The organism is Rhodomicrobium sp. (genome assembly GCF_047605405.1).
GTDB lineage: Bacteria > Pseudomonadota > Alphaproteobacteria > Rhizobiales > Rhodomicrobiaceae > Rhodomicrobium > Rhodomicrobium lacus.
In genome coordinates this window covers 36,995-51,581 of record NZ_JASGFR010000009.1, presented here as the reverse complement: position 1 = coordinate 51,581, position 14,587 = coordinate 36,995, and the positions used below count along the sequence as shown (strand labels likewise).

Here is a 14,587-nt window from a genome sequence, read left to right as displayed (position 1 = left end):
CATTTTCGTCGGTTAAACGGCTGGCAGGCGAGATAAAAGCTCCGCTGCTAAGACCTGCCCTTTCCGCCCTTCTGATGCAGGGCCGCGATTTCGAGAACGTACTGTTTCTTGCGCAGTCGGCTCGCGTCGAGAAGCATCTGTCCGGCCCAGCGATAAACGTTCCGACTGCGGATGAGATCCCGCATAAGCCGCATGCGCTCGCGCTGCTCAGCGCGGGGCATCGTGAGCGCGCGTTCGATGGCCACCGCCATGGAGTGCGGATCGTAGGGATTGACCATGAGCGCTTCTGACAGTTCGCGCGAGGCCCCCGCAAAGGTCGAAAGCGCAAGCACGCCCTGCTCGTCGTCACGCGACGCGACGAATTCCTTGGCGACGAGATTCATGCCGTCATGGAGGCTTGAAACGATGCAGACATCGGCCGCACGGAAAAGCTCGAACACCTCAGTGGGATCGTGGTGGCGAATGACGAGGCGCACCGGGGCGACACCATTGACGCCGTGGCGGTCGTTGATCTCTGCGGCGAGCCGCTGCGCCTCAGCCTGAAGCGCGGCATATGCGGGCAGCTTGCTCCGCGTAGGAGCGGCGGCCTGCACGAAGACGAACCGCCCTTTCCATTCAGGATGGGCCGTCAGAAGGGCGTCGATGGCCAGCATCCGGTCGAGAATGCCTTTCGTGTAATCGAAACGCTCGATGCCAACGGCGAGATGAGTCTCGGCCGGGATGCCGAGCCGTTCCCTGACCGCCGACCGGCATTCCGCCACCGGCTTCTGCCCATCGAGCGCAGCCGGCGGCCACTCGATCGAAATGGGGTACGGTCTGATGAAGGTTTCCCGCCCGGACAACGTAATAGACGCGTGCTCGCGGTCGATGCGGCTTTCGATGAACCGGTCCGCAGTTTCGATGAAATTGTTGCAGTGAAACTGCGTATGGAACCCGACGATGGAACTTCCAAGGAGCCCCTGAACGATTTCTTCCTTCCACGGAAAGATGCTGAAGGTCTCCGAGTTCGGCCACGGGATATGCCAGAAGGTGATGATCGTGGCTTTCGGCAGCCGCTCCCTGACCATCCGGGGAAGGAGCGCAAAATGATAGTCCTGCACGAGCACGATGGGTGAGTCCGTCGTCGCTTCGTCGACAACGGCCTTCGCGAAGCGCTCGTTGATGGCGCGGTAGGTGTCCCAATCGGCCGCGCGGAATGTCGGGCGAACAAAGGCGATATGGCAGAGCGGCCAAAGCCCTTCATTCGCGAGGCTGTAATAATAGCCTTCCTGCTCTTGCTCGCTGATCCAGACGCGCCGAAGCGTGTAACCCGGATTGTCCGGCGGCACGCGGATGCGGCCCTGAGAGTCGGCGGTTTCGTGATCGGCGCTGCCGCTGCCGTGTGCGATCCACGTCCCGCCGCAAGCGCGCGTTACCGGTTCAAGCGCCGAGACGAGGCCCGAAGCGGGGATTTGCAGCTTGATGCCGTCTGCTTCGCGATTATGGATGTAGGGCTCACGGTTCGAAACGACGATGACCTGCGCGTTGGCGAGTTCGCCGTTCATCACCTCGCGGATCGTTTCGGCCGTCCAGTCGGTGCGCTCGGTATCGACCGGTGCGACGCGATTGAGATCCATCTTGCGAAGCGCGAGGCGCAGTTCCTCACCGATCGGCCCCAGCCTGCTTGTCATTTCTTCGAGGTTATGGCCCAGCGCCGCGCTGGAAAGCGACTCTCGCAGGCCGATCATCCAGCGCTTCACAACCGCAAGCGCGGCGAGTGTCGCAAGCAGCGTGGCCACGAGGACGATGCCGACAAGCGCGGCTGTCAGGAAAGTGCGTGCTTCGGCACTGCGCTTCGTTGCGAAGCTCAGGTCGTGCAGGATGACGAGATGGCCTTTTGTGTTTCTCACCGCGATGGGGAAGGTCGCCGCGATCAGATGGGCTCCTTCGTCCGTGAGCGACGAGAAGCTCGCTGTTTCCGATCTTGCAGCCTTTTTGCAGGAGAAGGTCGACGGCAGGAGTTTGGTCTGAAAGCGCAGCACGCCCGGATCCACGCAGAAGCCGAGGCCCAGCACGCGGTCGTCGTTCTCGACGCGAGCGAACAGATCTTCGATACCCGCCTTGTCGTTCGCTGCGAGCAGCTCCGTGAGGCTATGACGGACCGAGTTGAAGATAAGGCGCGAGCGGAGTTCCACATCGTGGCGCGACCATTGCTCGACGAGCGAGCTGGCATAGGGAGCGAGCGCCAGCACGATGAGAACGGTAGCAACCAGCGCCGACCCGGCATACCGCGCGAACATCCGTACCGTCGGATTGCGCCCTTGGGGAAGGCGGGAGAGGGAATTATCCCCGCCGATGAGCGGAAGGTTCCTGGTGAGGAAGGAGGTCGGCCATCGCATGGAGCGGTTTTAGGGGGTCCGAGCAGCCGCTGGCAACCACATTTGTTTTTTATTCAGATTTTAGGCCAGCCTCGACGGCGGCGCACATCCCGCCGCGACCTTTCGCGCGGCGGCATAGATCGGAAGGCGCTCTGGACGACAGAGGCACGCTCGCTGTAACGGTGGAGACCGGACCAGCCGGGAGTCGACGGGCGGCAAGGCCGCTCCAGCGCCCCAATCTCACAGGAGCCCGCCTTTGCGCTCTGCCGTCATCGCCGCGACCGGCCTTTACACGCCCCCCGAGAGCATTACGAACGACGAACTGGTCGAGGCGTTCAATGCCTATGTCGCGTTGTTCAACGCGGACAATGCGGCGGCAATCGCGAGCGGACACATCGCGGCGCTTCAGCCGTCGTCGGCCGAATTCATTGAAAAGGCGTCCGGCATCAAGTCGCGCCATGTGGTGCAGAAGTCGGGCATTCTCGATCCCGCCGTGATGCGTCCCGTCATCCCGGAGCGGTCGAACGAGGAGCTATCGCTGCTGGCCGAGATGGCCGTGAAGGCCGCCGAAGACGCGCTTGCGCGATGGGGCAAGCCGCGCGAACGCATTGGCGCGGTGCTTTGCGCGGCCTCGAACATGCAGCGGTCCTATCCCGCGATGGCGATCGAGGTGCAGGCCGCGCTTGGTCTTCACGGCTTCGCCTTCGACATGAACGTGGCATGCTCGTCGGCAACCTTCGGCATCAAGACGGCGGCGGATTATGTGGCGACCGGCTCCGCCGACGCGGTCTTGATGGTGAACCCCGAGATTTGTTCGGGCCACCTGAATTTCCGCGACCGCGACAGCCACTTCATCTTCGGCGATGTCGCCACCGCCGTCATCGTGGAGCGGGGCGACGAGGCGGCGGGCGGCTGGGACATTCTCGGCGCGCGGCTCAAGACGCAATTCTCAAACAATATCCGCAACAATTCGGGTTTCCTCAACCGCGCCTGGCCCGATGGGCGCGACCTGGCGGACAAGCTTTTCGTGCAGCAGGGCCGCAAGGTGTTCAAGGAGGTGGTGCCGATGGTGTCGGCGCTGATCGCCGAACACGCCGCCGACATCGGCATCGACACGCATCGGCTCAAGCGGCTGTGGCTGCATCAGGCGAACATCAACATGAATCACCTGATCGGCCAGCGCGTGCTCGGTCGCGAGCCGGAGGCGGGCGAGAACGTGATCATCCTCGACGAATACGCGAACACGTCGTCGGCGGGCTCCATCATCGCTTTTCACAAGCATTCCGACGATCTCGCGGCCGACGATACGGGGCTGATTTGCAGCTTCGGCGCGGGCTATTCGGCGGGCACGGTATTCGTGCGCAAGCGGTGAGACGGGCGCGATCGACCGGCGCTTTCGGTCTGCTCGCCGAGAGCGTGGACGTCCCGCGCCGTGCCGCCTCGCGAATATTTTACGGCGCCGCAAGGCTGCGCTAAGGTCGCGCAAGGCTCCCGCCTTTGTGCGAGACGCCTTTCGTTCGAGGCTACGCAACCGGTGCCGCTGCCAGCCGGTTGCCGACACGGGATTTCTGCATGCGCGCGCTCCCCGTTCTCGTTTCGCTCGCTTTCGTGCCGCTCGCCGCGCTGGCGTTGCTTTACGGCGGGCCGTGGTTGCCGGCTTTCGTCCTATACGGCCTCCTCCTCGTTCCGGCAGCGGATCACGTCCTCGGGCTATGCGCGCGCGCCGCGCCCGCGAGCCCGATACAGCGTGTCTTCGCCTTCGTGTGGATGCCGATCCAGGTCGCGCTGGTGCTCGGTCTCCCGGCGTCCGCGGACACGCTCGGCGGCTCGGCGCTTTTCGTCGCCGCCATCGGGATCGGCCTTGCAACCGGCGGCGTCGGCGGCGCATCGGCTCATGCGCTCCTCGGACGCGGCGACCGCTTCAACCGCGCGTGTGCCGAACTCCTTACATGGCCGATCCTCTACGGCTCCTTCGCGCTCCGCCACGGCGGCGAAGACGATGCGCGCGCCGCGACGCCCAAGGACCCCGCCACGCCCCGCATCGGCGAAGGTTTCTACGGCTATTTTCTCCGCTCGACCTTCATCGGCCTGTTCGTGGCCTGGGACGCGGAAGAGGAGCGGCTCCACGCGGAGGGCCGCTCCACGCTGAGCCTCTCGAACGCGTTCCTGCGCGCCTTCATCGCCTATGCCGTGCTGATCGAGGCCGCGTTTCTCCTCGGCGGCGCGCGGGGCGTGATGGCGCTGTTCGTGCAGGCTTTCGCGGCCTGGGTGGTGATCGATGCGGGCGCCTATGTGGCGCGGTTCGGGCTTCTGCGCCGTCCGCTGGGGCAGGGGCATTTCGAGCCGCTCGGGAGCCAGCACGCATGGAGTGCGACAGGCGCGGCCCCGCGCTTGCCCGGCGGCTTCTGCGCGATGGCGCTTCTCGCCACGCTCTGGCCCGAGCGCTTCGTCCGCCTCATGAACCCGCGCGTGCTGGCGTGGCACGCGCGCTTTTGGGAGGCGGCCACGCCGTCCGCCGCTCCGCAAGCGGAAGCCGAAGCCACGCTCAGCGAGGCGCGCGCCTGAATTCGGCGGGCGCTCTACTTCACCTTAAGCATGTTGCGCAGCGCGAGGCCGAAGAGGAAGATCATCAGCGCCGAGAACAGCTTCTGCACGGCGCTTGCGGTCGACACCGCGCTCGGCACCACCGCGACCGGGTTCGACCCGCCGTAAAGCTCCACGCCGTAGAGGCAGCCATAGGTGCGGTGCGCCGCCCGACCCGGCGTGCGTGCGACTTCGATTTCCATGGTTCAAGCTTTCGCTATTCACATATCGATCGAGTCAACTCGACAAGAGTAACGCCTTCTTATCGTCATTATATTCTATCCATTGAATCTGCTTTTCGATTGGCGAACAATCAGAAGATTAGAAAAAATGGCTCAGTTTGTGGTTGGTGCTTTACGAGTACTTAGTTTTCATTTCGGCTGGACGGCGATGGGTGCACGCTAACAAAAATGAGAAAGGTGCTACTATGTCTGCGTCTCATAAAACTCAGTCGGCACTCGTTGGAAGTACAGTTGTTCTTCTAACCGTTATCGGAATTAGCAACGGTCATGCCCAGCAGCTTTCAGGTAGAGCCGTTCTTGCCGGTGAGTGGCGCAGCGATGACAACGACAATTCATATAAATTTTCGAGAGATATGAATGGTAATATTGTATTAGCCTGGGGCGAGACGCAAGCAAAATTGATTCCCTTAAGAAGAGGGGGATGGCGCAACGTATCAGATGTAAATTGGCGTCTGATTTCGGAGGGGATGAATTGCGTTTATAAAATCAAGAAAAATTCAGATGGAATGAAATGGAAGCTTGTTACAAGCGACAGAGACGAAGAATCGGATTGTATTGATCCCGGTAATCTACGCTTCGTTAGCCTAGAATTAGAAGGGCTGGCGGATATAGCGGAACAAAATTTAGATTCGGATAAAAAATCACCTGTCGATGACGAGGATGGTGCGCCGACCGAGGGAATAGATTCTCCTGACGATGCAGTTGAAGGACGCGCATCTATCGTTGAAACAAGATCATATGATACGACGTTCTGGAAAGTAAACGGTTCTGTTGTATCCATCGTGCGTGATGGCAAAAAAATCAAAGCATTCTATGAAGATCCTAGCGAAAATGTGGCGGCTACAAGGGTGCCATTAGGAACAGTTAAATTCAATGGTATGGGTAATGGTAATGGGAAGATATATGGTACTGCGTATGTTTACAACAGTGGATGTTCAGGAAAAGCGTTCGACTATAGAGTGAATGGGGCGGAAAACGCGAGCGGCACATCAATATTACTCAAAGGAAGTGCGCCAATATTAGATCCCTTTAATAAGTGTGAAGTTGCTGGCTATTCTCGTGGTGCGGCAGGAAGCGACCTTCCTTTCAGACGCATCGGACGTTCAGTTTCAGCCCGTAATATCCCGCGCTGATGAGTTAGAACAGAAACGGCGGCGGCGCGCCGTCCGCGAACACCACGCGGTCGCCTTCGAGCCGCGCCGCGCCGGACGCCACGAGCCGCAGCGCCAGCGGATAGACGCGGTGCTCCATCGCGAGGATGCGGGCGGAAAGCGCGTCTTCGTCGTCGGCGGGTAGCACCGGCACCGCGCCCTGCGCGATGATCGGGCCAGCGTCCATCTCCTCGCTCACGAAATGCACGGTCGCCCCCGCGATGCGCGCGCCCGCGTCGATGGCGCGCTGTTGCGGGTGGAGGCCCCGAAAAGACGGCAGGAGCGAGGGGTGAATGTTGAGCTGGCGGCCATGCCAGGCGCGCACGAACACGGACGAGTGCAGCCGCATGAAGCCCGCGTTGCAGACGATCTCGACGCCTGCTTCGCAAAGCGTCGCCACCATCGCCTCGTCGAACGCCTCGCGCGCAAGGCCCTTGTGCGAGATGACGCGCGTCGAAATCCCGGCGTCGGCGGCGCGCTCAAGGCCGCCCGCGTCCGCCTTGTTCGAGAGCACGAGCACGATTTCGGCCGGGAAGTCGGGCGCGCGGGCCGCCTCGATCAGCGAGACGAGGTTCGAGCCGCGCCCGGAGATGAGCACGCCAACGCGTTTTTTAGCGGTCATCGTGCGCCACCGAGCGAGCCGGAGAACAGCACCTGCGGGCCGAGCGAGGAACCTTCGGCCTCCTCATTACGAATGAGGTGCTCGCGCGCCTCGATCTCGCCGAGCGCGAACGCGCTTTCGCCCGCCGCCGTGAACGCATCGATCACCGCGCCCGCGTCCTCGCGCGCGGCCACAGCCACGAAGCCCACGCCGCAGTTGAACGTGCGCAGCATTTCGCTTTGCGCCACGCCGCCCGCCGCCGAAAGCCAGCGGAACACCGGCAGATACGGCACCGCATCGAGGTCGATGCGCGCTGCGAGGGTTTCCGGCAGCACGCGGTTGACGTTGCCGGGCAGCCCGCCGCCGGTGATATGCGCGAAGGCTTTCACGCAGCCGGTCCGATGCGCGGCGAGCGCGGGCTTCACATAGATGCGCGTCGGGTCGAGCAGGGCGCGGCCGAGCGGGCGCGCCGGGTCGAAGGGGGCCGGGTCTGCGAAGGACAGGCCGTGATCGCGGATGATCTTGCGCACGAGCGAGAAGCCGTTCGAGTGCACGCCCGAGGAGGCGAGGCCGATCACCACGTCCCCGGCCGCGATATCGGCGCGTGGCAGCAGCGAGCCGCGCTCCGCCGCGCCGACAGCGAAGCCCGCGAGGTCGTAGTCGCCATCGGCATACATGCCCGGCATTTCCGCCGTCTCGCCGCCGATGAGCGCCGCGCCCGCGCGCTTGCAGCCTTCGGCGATGCCGCCCACGATGGCCGCCGCCGTGTCGACATCGAGGCGACCGCATGCGAAATAGTCGAGGAAGAAGAGCGGCTCCGCGCCCTGCACGACGACGTCGTTCACGCACATGGCGACGAGATCGATGCCGACCGTGTCGTGAAGGCCCGTCTCGATGGCGATCTTCAGTTTGGTACCGACGCCGTCATTGCCCGCCACGAGCACGGGATCGGTGAAGCCCGCCGCCTTCAGGTCGAAAAGGCCGCCGAAGCCGCCGAGCGCCGCGCCCGCTCCCGCTCGCGCCGTAGCCTTCGCCAGCGGCTTGATGCGCTCGACGAGCGCCTCGCCCGCGTCGATGTCGACGCCAGCGCTTTTATAAGAACCGTCCGAATCCGTTGTCATGTTTTCCGCCGCAGGGCCGCCTCGCTGCCCAGGCAAAAGCTTGCCAGGGGCGTGGTCCACCATTTATGAGAGGGCTTGTGGATCGAATTTGACATTTGAGTACCGTCCGCCGCAAGCACTTCGTCAAATGTCAAATCCAGAAGCTCCACTGAATCACACGTGTTCGTGGTCGACATTTGCTCGCGAGGGTGCTGCAAACGGAGGCAAATGCCGAAATCGGACCACTAGCATTTTAGCCGCATGATACACAAGCGCCACAAATGCCTTTCGAGCGGGGAGTTCCTTTCATGGCGATGAAGAGGGCGTTGACGAAGGCGGGTGCGTTGTTCGCGCTCGCGTGCTTTGGACTGGGAATGGCCGCCGCCGGGGCATGCGCACAGACGCGGCCGGCGAGCGTCTTCGCAGTGTCGAACGTGAAGGCCTCGGCCGAGGCGCAGAACGCGGTCGAAGCGAAGAAGATCGCGCAAGGGCAAGCGCAGAGCCGCGCTTTCCGCAAGCTTGTATCGCGCATCGTTGATTACCGCTCGCAGTCGCGTATTCCCGATCTCGCGCTGAACGAGATCGAAGGGCTTGTGTCCGATATGGATGTGCGAGGCGAGGGCGTGAGCGGCACCGGCTATGTCGCAACCTTCGGCGTGAGCTTCTCGGAGCGCGCCGTGCAGGCGCTGCTCGCCCGCTACGGTGTTTCGGCCATCACCGACCGCGGTCCCGAAATCCTGATCGTGCCGGTTTATGTCGAAGGCGGTGCCGCGCGCACCGCCGACCGCAACGCATGGCGCACGGCCCTGACCTCGCTCGATCTCACTCATGCGCTCGTTCCGGCGAAAGTCGCGCCCGCGCGCTCCGACATCACGGCGGCGATCGCGAATGCCTATATCGCAAGTCCCGCCGCGACCCTCGAAACGCTGAAGACGCAATATCAGACGCAGCAGATCATGTTCGCGCTCGCGGAAACCGATGGCGACGGCGAAACCATCTCGCTGAAGCTGATCGGTCTCGATTCAGGCGGCCAGTTCTCGGTGCAGCGAAAGGTCAGGGCGAAGGACGGCGGCGACGGGACCGCGCTCGACGCGGCGGCCGACCTCGCCTTCGACACGGTTCAGGAGCGTTGGAAACTCGCCCGCGATGCATCCGCGCCGGCGGCTCCGGTGGCCGCGTCTGACGGCGATGGCGGCACCATCCCCGGCCCCGGTAACGGGACCTCCGCCGCGGCATATGACGGCAGCATGGAAACGCTGCAGGTGACCGCGCTTTATTCCGGGCTGAAGGAGTGGCAGACGATCCGCCGCCAGCTTCAGGGCCTTCCGGGCGTACAGAACTGGGATTTGCGCTCGGTGAACCCGAGGAGCGCCGCAATCGCGTTCGATTTTCCAGGCGGCGCGGCGCGGCTGACTTCGATGGCTGCGGGGCAGGGACTCGACGTCGAGAACGGCCCTGACGGCCTTGTCGTGAAGGTGCGCTAAGGATCGCACGCCCCGTGTTCCGCACGGGGCGAGCGATTTCCACGAACAACCTGCTACTTCACCTACTTCTGCACGCCCGGGATCGTCGGACCGACGCCGATATTGCGGAAGATTTCCTTCAGCATGCCCTGGTCGCGCGTGTAGACCGGCGTTTCGCGGCGGATGAAGTCGAACACCTTGCCGTCCTTCAGCCCGTAATTCGCGATCTGCTCGACCTTGTCCTTCTTGTCGAAGTAGACGGCGACAACGCGCCGGTCGACCACCTCCGGCTTCATGAAGGCCATCGGCTGCTCGGCGGTCTGCGATATGTAGTAATAGGTGCCGCCCGCGATGGCCGACTGGGTATCCGGTGTGCCAAGCGCCAGCACGACCTCGTCCTTCGACATGCCGACGCGAACCTGATTCAGGTCTTCCTCCTGAAACTGATGGCCTTGCTTGATGACATTGCCCGCGCAGCCGGGAAGCGTCATGCTTGCGACGGCAAGTGCCGACGACACCACGACAGCCCTCGCGACCGCCTTCGCCCAAAGGCGATTTCGTTCGAAATCCTTCGAGGATTGATTTGACATTTCGCCCCCAAATTTGCTGTTTGGCGTCAGCGCCTCGCGTTCTGACCAAACATACCCCGACGTGATTGCACCCTTTTTGGATGCGATTAAGGCTTTATAAGGTACGGTTACCCCAAGAGCGCAAAACTGGAGTCAGGCCGAACGATGTTCCGCTGGTTTGCAGAACGCTCAGCCCGCCGTGAGGCCGCTGAGAAAATATACGATTCGATAGTCGCGCAGTCGCGCAATCCGGTTTTCTATGTGCGATGCGGAGTGCCTGACACGCTGTCGGGTCGCTTCGACATGCTCGTCATTCACATGTTCATCGTCATGCAGAACCTGAAGCTCGGGGCGAACGAGGGCAAGCTGCTTGGCAAGGAAATCATCGAGGCTTTCGTTCGCGAGATGGACAGCATGGTGCGCGATCTCGGGATTGCCGACGCTTACGTGGCGCAGGAAGTCCGCAAGATCGCCGACCTCTTCTATCGCCAGCTTGTGGTCTACACGAACGCCGTCGAGCAGAAGAACAAGGCCGCGCTCGCCGAGGCGATCTGGAAGAGCTTCCAGTCGGGTGACGAGAACGCCGATGTCGCCGCCGACGAACTCGCCGACTATATCTTTCACTCCATAAAGAATGTCGGGGAAATGCCGCTCAACATGCTCCTTCAGGGGCATCTGAACTTCCCGGAAGTCTACGGCTTGAAGCAGGCGGTCTGACGATGCTGAAAACACCGCCGCTTGTCTGGGCTGTCGATACGCATACGCTGACGCGTGCCGTCGAGACGCTCTCGTTTGAAGCCGACGCCGCGGAGCGCGAAGCTTTGGGCGCCTACGCCGACGTGCGCGAGGTCAAGAGCTTTAAGGCGACCGTTCAGGTCATTCCCCTGAATGGCGGTCGCTTTCGGGTCAGCGGACGGCTTGAGGCCGACGTCGTGCAGGCGAGCGTAGTCGACCTTGCCGACGTGCCCGCGCAGCTCGACGAGCGCTTCCAGGTGGAGTTCTGGCCGCCGGAGCTGATCGAGGGTGACAGCGAGGGAGAGCCTTCCTTCGAGGACGAGCCGCCGGAGGCGCTATCGGGCAACAAGATTCCCATCGGCGCTTTTCTCAGCGAACTGTTTTCGGTTTCGCTCGAACCCTATCCGCGCAACGAGGGCGACAGCCTCGACTGGCAGGCGCCGGACGAAAGCCTTGCGCATCCCTTCGCGGAGCTTATCCGCCTTCGGCCCAAGACCGGCAACGGCGTGGATGGATAAGAGGACGCAGACCGGGATCGCGACCATCTTTTTCGTTGTCACAAAACCGTTATACAGTATGGTGCCGCGTCTATTGCAGAGGGTTAAGGCCTGACAGGCCAGTGCGGGGCTTCTGGTTTCAAGCATGGGAACGCCAATCACGATTGCGCTCGACGCGATGGGCGGAGATTTCGGCCCGTCCGTGGTGATACCGGCCGCGGCGCTTTCGCTCATCCGGCATCCCGAGACGCGGTTCATCATTTTCGGTCGCGAAGACGAGATCCGCGCGCATCTGTCGAAGGATTCGCCGCTGGCCGCCGTCTCGAAAATCGTTCACTCGGATGTCGCCATCGCGATGGACGACAAGCCGAGTCAGGCGCTGCGCTACGGCCGCTGGAAGAGCAGCATGTGGATGGCGCTCGAAGCGGTGAAGCAGGGCGAGGCGCAGGCCGCCGTGTCCGCCGGTAACACCGGCGCGCTGATGGCGATGTCGAAATTCTGCCTTCGCATGCTGCCCGGCATCGAGCGGCCCGCGATCGCCGCGCTCTGGCCGACCCTGAAGAGCGAAAGCATCGTGCTCGACGTCGGCGCGAATGTCGGCGCGACCGCCAAGGGGCTCGTCGATAACGCCAATATGGGTGCTGCGCTGGCGCGCGCGCTGTTTCAGGTGGAGAAGCCGACGATCGGGCTTCTCAATATCGGTTCCGAGGAAGTGAAGGGGCTTGAAGAGATCAAGCGCGCGGCGGCGGCGTTGAAGACGCCGGGGCTGCCCATCACATATTATGGCTTCGTTGAAGGCACCGACCTCGGCAAGGGCGTTGTCGACGTGGTCGTTACCGAGGGCTTCGCCGGTAATATCGCTCTCAAGACGGCAGAGGGCACCGCGAAGCAGATCGGCGCCTATCTCAAGGCCGCAATGACGCGCTCTTTGATGTCGAAGCTCGGTGCGGTGTTCGCGCAAGGGGCCTTCAAGGCGCTGCGCGCGAAAATGGACACGCGCACGATGAACGGCGGCATGTTTGTCGGATTGAATGGTGTTGTAATAAAAAGTCATGGCGGTGCGGACGCGGTGGGCTTTGCAAGCGCCATCGACCTGGGCTACGACATGGCAGCCAGTGGCCTGGTGGCTGATATTCAGCGCGGCGTCGAGAGCTTCCACGATTCTCTTCAGGCCAAACCGGAACAAGCCCTGAAAGCGGTTGCCCAGTGAAACAAACGAGATCGGTCGTCCTAGGCTGCGGGTCGTATCTCCCGGAGCGCGTTCTTACCAATCAGGATCTGGCTCGCATCGTCGATACGTCGGACGAGTGGATCAGCGAGCGGACCGGCATCAAGACGCGCCACATCGCCGCCGATGGCGAAAATACCTCAGACCTGGGCATCGCGGCGGCGCGCTCTGCTCTCGATCACGCGGGCATCGACCCGCAGTCTATCGATTTCATCATTCTGGCGACGTCCACGCCTGACAACACCTTCCCATCGACCGCGACGACGATCCAGGCGGCGCTCGGCCTCACCCACGGCTTCGCCTTCGACGTGCAGGCGGTGTGTTCCGGTTTCGCCTACGCACTGGCGACGGCGGACAATTTCATCAGGGCGGGGCAGGGCAAGCGCGGTCTCGTGATCGGCGCGGAAACGTTTTCCCGCATCCTCGACTGGGAAGATCGCGGAACCTGCGTGCTCTTCGGAGACGGCGCAGGCGCGGTCGTTCTTGAAGCGACGCAGGTCGAGGATCCGATGCGCGAGCGCTGCGTCATCGGCTCGATGCTGTTCTCGGACGGGCGCCACAAGGACAAGCTTTATGTGGACGGCGGGCCGTCCTCCACCCGGTCGGTCGGACATCTCCGCATGCAGGGCAAGGAGGTTTTCCGCTTTGCGGTCAACGCGATCTCGGACGTCGTCGAGCGCACGCTCGCTGCTCACAATCTCCGTCCCAGCGATATCGACTGGTTCGTGCCGCATCAGGCCAACAAGCGCATTCTCGACGGGACGGCGAAGAAGGTCGGCATAGCCGAGGAGAAGATCGTCATCACGCTCGACAGGCACGGCAACACGTCGGCGGCCTCGATTCCGCTTGCGCTTTCGACGGCGGTTCACGACGGCCGCATCAAGCGCGGCGACCTCGTTCTGTTCGAGGCAATGGGCGGCGGGTTCACCTGGGGCGCAAATCTCGTTCGGTGGTGATCCCGAACTTTCACAACATAAGGTTAATAATCTGTGTCCCTGCGGCATTTTTGCCCAAAAATATCTGTTTCCAAAGGGATTTTTACAAGATTACTGTTTGCTATGGTCCGGGCCGAGCGTTAACATTGTCTGCGCTTCGTTCTTTGGGGAGGACACGGCGCATATGGCGCTCAACGGGAAAACACTGACCCGAGCCGACTTGGCTGAGGCAGTCTTCGAAAAAGTCGGTCTACCTCGCAACGAGGCAGCTGAACTTGTAGAGTTAGTTCTCAAGCAAATCGTTTACGCGCTTGAGCGTGGCGAGCCAATCAAGCTTTCTTCTTTCGGATCATTTGGCCTTCGCCAGAAATCCGAGCGTGTGGGTCGCAATCCCAAAACCGGCGAGATCGTTCCGATCACGCCGCGCCGGGTCATCGTCTTCAAGGCCAGCAACATCATGAAGGACCGGATCAATGCCGGTCTCGCAAAGGTCGTGTCGCCACCACCCGCTGTGAAGGCTGCAGCGACGAAGAAGGCGCCTGCGAAGGCCGGAGCGAAAGCAGCGGCCGCTTCCAAGGCTGACGACGGCGCGAAGTCTAAGCCTGCGAAGGCGTCGGCGAAGGCCGCTCCTGTCGAGGAAAAGGTCGCGCCGGAACATGCGACGCCGAAGGTCGAAGCGAAGCCAAAAGCCGCGAAGGCGGACCTCGCCAAGCCTGCGACCAAGGCCGTGAAGGAGCCGTCCCCGAAAGCGGCTGCGTCGAGCGAATCTCCCAAGACGAAAGCCGACGATGCCGCGCCGAAACGCGCGCCCAAAACATCGTCTGCGAAAAAGCGCGTCGTCTCGTCCTGATCGGCGCGTCATAATGAAATCGGCCCGTTACAATGCTTGACGGGCGGGCCGATTGCCCGCAAAGTGCGCGGCAACGGAGCGTAGCGCAGCCCGGTTAGCGCACCGGTCTGGGGGACCGGGGGTCGGAGGTTCAAATCCTCTCGCTCCGACCATTCAACACCCCAAAAAATCAGCTTATACTGGAAATGCCAGCTGGCGGCGCGGTTTCCAGCGATCGCGTGAGGGCTCACAGCCCGTTTCGCGTCGTTCTGAGCCTTGACCGCCTGTGGCGGCCGT

General features: G+C 62.3%; 13 protein-coding genes, 1 tRNA gene and 1 pseudogene. 10 read left to right on the top strand and 5 right to left on the bottom strand.

Annotated features, from left to right (window positions below; genetic code table 11):
* Positions 1–47: 47 nt before the first annotated feature.
* Entirely contained in the window at positions 48–2,378 is a 2,331-nt protein-coding gene (locus tag QM659_RS05590; RefSeq protein WP_415187674.1) for an alpha,alpha-trehalose-phosphate synthase (UDP-forming), read from the bottom strand.
* Between the two features lie 235 nt (positions 2,379–2,613).
* On the opposite strand from QM659_RS05590, the gene QM659_RS05585 reads away from it, so the two are divergent.
* Positions 2,614–3,729: a beta-ketoacyl-ACP synthase III gene (locus QM659_RS05585; RefSeq protein WP_415187673.1), complete on the top strand. Its 1,116-nt coding sequence runs from the start codon at positions 2,614–2,616 to the stop codon at positions 3,727–3,729.
* 200 nt (positions 3,730–3,929) lie between these two features.
* On the top strand, positions 3,930–4,922 hold the full coding sequence (locus QM659_RS05580) for a hypothetical protein (RefSeq protein ID WP_415187672.1): 993 nt from the start codon (positions 3,930–3,932) through the stop codon (positions 4,920–4,922).
* Positions 4,923–4,936: 14 nt separating this feature from the next.
* Here QM659_RS05580 and QM659_RS05575 read toward each other — a convergent pair whose 3' ends face one another.
* Positions 4,937–5,143 (bottom strand): hypothetical protein, encoded by a 207-nt coding sequence (locus QM659_RS05575; protein ID WP_415187671.1) that lies wholly within the window; start codon positions 5,141–5,143, stop codon positions 4,937–4,939.
* A 224-nt stretch (positions 5,144–5,367) separates the two neighbouring features.
* Between QM659_RS05575 and QM659_RS05570 the strand changes: the two genes are divergently transcribed.
* Entirely contained in the window at positions 5,368–6,315 is a 948-nt protein-coding gene (locus tag QM659_RS05570) for a hypothetical protein (RefSeq protein ID WP_415187670.1), read from the top strand.
* Between the two features lie 4 nt (positions 6,316–6,319).
* Here the strand turns inward: QM659_RS05570 and purN are convergent, their stop codons facing one another.
* Together purN and purM are read right to left on the bottom strand one after the other, a co-directional pair.
* A complete protein-coding gene (gene purN / locus QM659_RS05565) occupies positions 6,320–6,955 on the bottom strand; it encodes a phosphoribosylglycinamide formyltransferase (RefSeq protein WP_415187669.1) in 636 nt (211 codons plus the stop codon).
* Positions 6,952–8,055 (bottom strand): phosphoribosylformylglycinamidine cyclo-ligase, encoded by a 1,104-nt coding sequence (gene purM, locus QM659_RS05560; protein ID WP_415187668.1) that lies wholly within the window; start codon positions 8,053–8,055, stop codon positions 6,952–6,954. Before purM ends, purN begins: the two co-directional genes overlap by 4 nt.
* Before the next feature lie 287 nt (positions 8,056–8,342).
* On the opposite strand from purM, the gene QM659_RS05555 reads away from it, so the two are divergent.
* A complete protein-coding gene (locus QM659_RS05555) occupies positions 8,343–9,518 on the top strand; it encodes a DUF2066 domain-containing protein (RefSeq protein ID WP_415187667.1) in 1,176 nt (391 codons plus the stop codon).
* A gap of 62 nt (positions 9,519–9,580) precedes the next feature.
* On the opposite strand, the gene QM659_RS05550 is transcribed toward QM659_RS05555, so the two are convergent.
* Positions 9,581–10,087 carry an outer membrane protein assembly factor BamE gene (locus tag QM659_RS05550; protein WP_415187666.1) on the bottom strand — a complete coding sequence of 169 codons (507 nt, stop codon included), beginning with the start codon at positions 10,085–10,087 and terminating at the stop codon, positions 9,581–9,583.
* A gap of 252 nt (positions 10,088–10,339) precedes the next feature.
* Between QM659_RS05550 and QM659_RS05545 the strand changes: the two genes are divergently transcribed.
* The 6 genes and pseudogenes from QM659_RS05545 to QM659_RS05520 all read left to right on the top strand — a co-directional run bounded on the left by QM659_RS05545 (position 10,340) and on the right by QM659_RS05520 (position 14,463).
* Positions 10,340–10,783, top strand: coding sequence for a ubiquinol-cytochrome C chaperone family protein (locus QM659_RS05545; protein WP_215028432.1), 444 nt, complete (start codon positions 10,340–10,342; stop codon positions 10,781–10,783).
* Positions 10,784–10,785: 2 nt separating this feature from the next.
* A complete protein-coding gene (locus QM659_RS05540) occupies positions 10,786–11,319 on the top strand; it encodes a hypothetical protein (protein WP_415187665.1) in 534 nt (177 codons plus the stop codon).
* Positions 11,320–11,443: 124 nt separating this feature from the next.
* The gene (plsX, locus tag QM659_RS05535) at positions 11,444–12,508 is read left to right on the top strand and encodes a phosphate acyltransferase PlsX (protein WP_303485882.1); all 1,065 of its coding nucleotides are present in this window, start codon (positions 11,444–11,446) and stop codon (positions 12,506–12,508) included.
* Positions 12,505–13,482 carry a beta-ketoacyl-ACP synthase III gene (locus QM659_RS05530; protein WP_303485885.1) on the top strand — a complete coding sequence of 326 codons (978 nt, stop codon included), beginning with the start codon at positions 12,505–12,507 and terminating at the stop codon, positions 13,480–13,482. Before plsX ends, QM659_RS05530 begins: the two co-directional genes overlap by 4 nt.
* A gap of 163 nt (positions 13,483–13,645) precedes the next feature.
* A pseudogene (locus QM659_RS05525) lies at positions 13,646–13,984 on the top strand (integration host factor subunit alpha); the annotation flags it as partial.
* A gap of 401 nt (positions 13,985–14,385) precedes the next feature.
* Positions 14,386–14,463, top strand: a tRNA-Pro gene (locus QM659_RS05520).
* Positions 14,464–14,587: the final 124 nt, after the last annotated feature.

Excerpts from the sequence above, each read along its gene's own strand:
- QM659_RS05590 (WP_415187674.1), bottom strand. The coding sequence starts at position 2,378 with ATGCGATGGCCGACCTCCTTCCTCACCAGGAACCTTCCGCTCATCGGC.
- QM659_RS05580 (WP_415187672.1), top strand. The coding sequence starts at position 3,930 with ATGCGCGCGCTCCCCGTTCTCGTTTCGCTCGCTTTCGTGCCGCTCGCC.
- QM659_RS05575 (WP_415187671.1), bottom strand. The coding sequence starts at position 5,143 with ATGGAAATCGAAGTCGCACGCACGCCGGGTCGGGCGGCGCACCGCACC.
- QM659_RS05570 (WP_415187670.1), top strand. The coding sequence starts at position 5,368 with ATGTCTGCGTCTCATAAAACTCAGTCGGCACTCGTTGGAAGTACAGTT.
- purN (WP_415187669.1), bottom strand. The coding sequence starts at position 6,955 with ATGACCGCTAAAAAACGCGTTGGCGTGCTCATCTCCGGGCGCGGCTCG.
- purM (WP_415187668.1), bottom strand. The coding sequence starts at position 8,055 with ATGACAACGGATTCGGACGGTTCTTATAAAAGCGCTGGCGTCGACATC.
- QM659_RS05555 (WP_415187667.1), top strand. The coding sequence starts at position 8,343 with ATGGCGATGAAGAGGGCGTTGACGAAGGCGGGTGCGTTGTTCGCGCTC.
- QM659_RS05550 (WP_415187666.1), bottom strand. The coding sequence starts at position 10,087 with ATGTCAAATCAATCCTCGAAGGATTTCGAACGAAATCGCCTTTGGGCG.
- QM659_RS05540 (WP_415187665.1), top strand. The coding sequence starts at position 10,786 with ATGCTGAAAACACCGCCGCTTGTCTGGGCTGTCGATACGCATACGCTG.
- plsX (WP_303485882.1), top strand. The coding sequence starts at position 11,444 with ATGGGAACGCCAATCACGATTGCGCTCGACGCGATGGGCGGAGATTTC.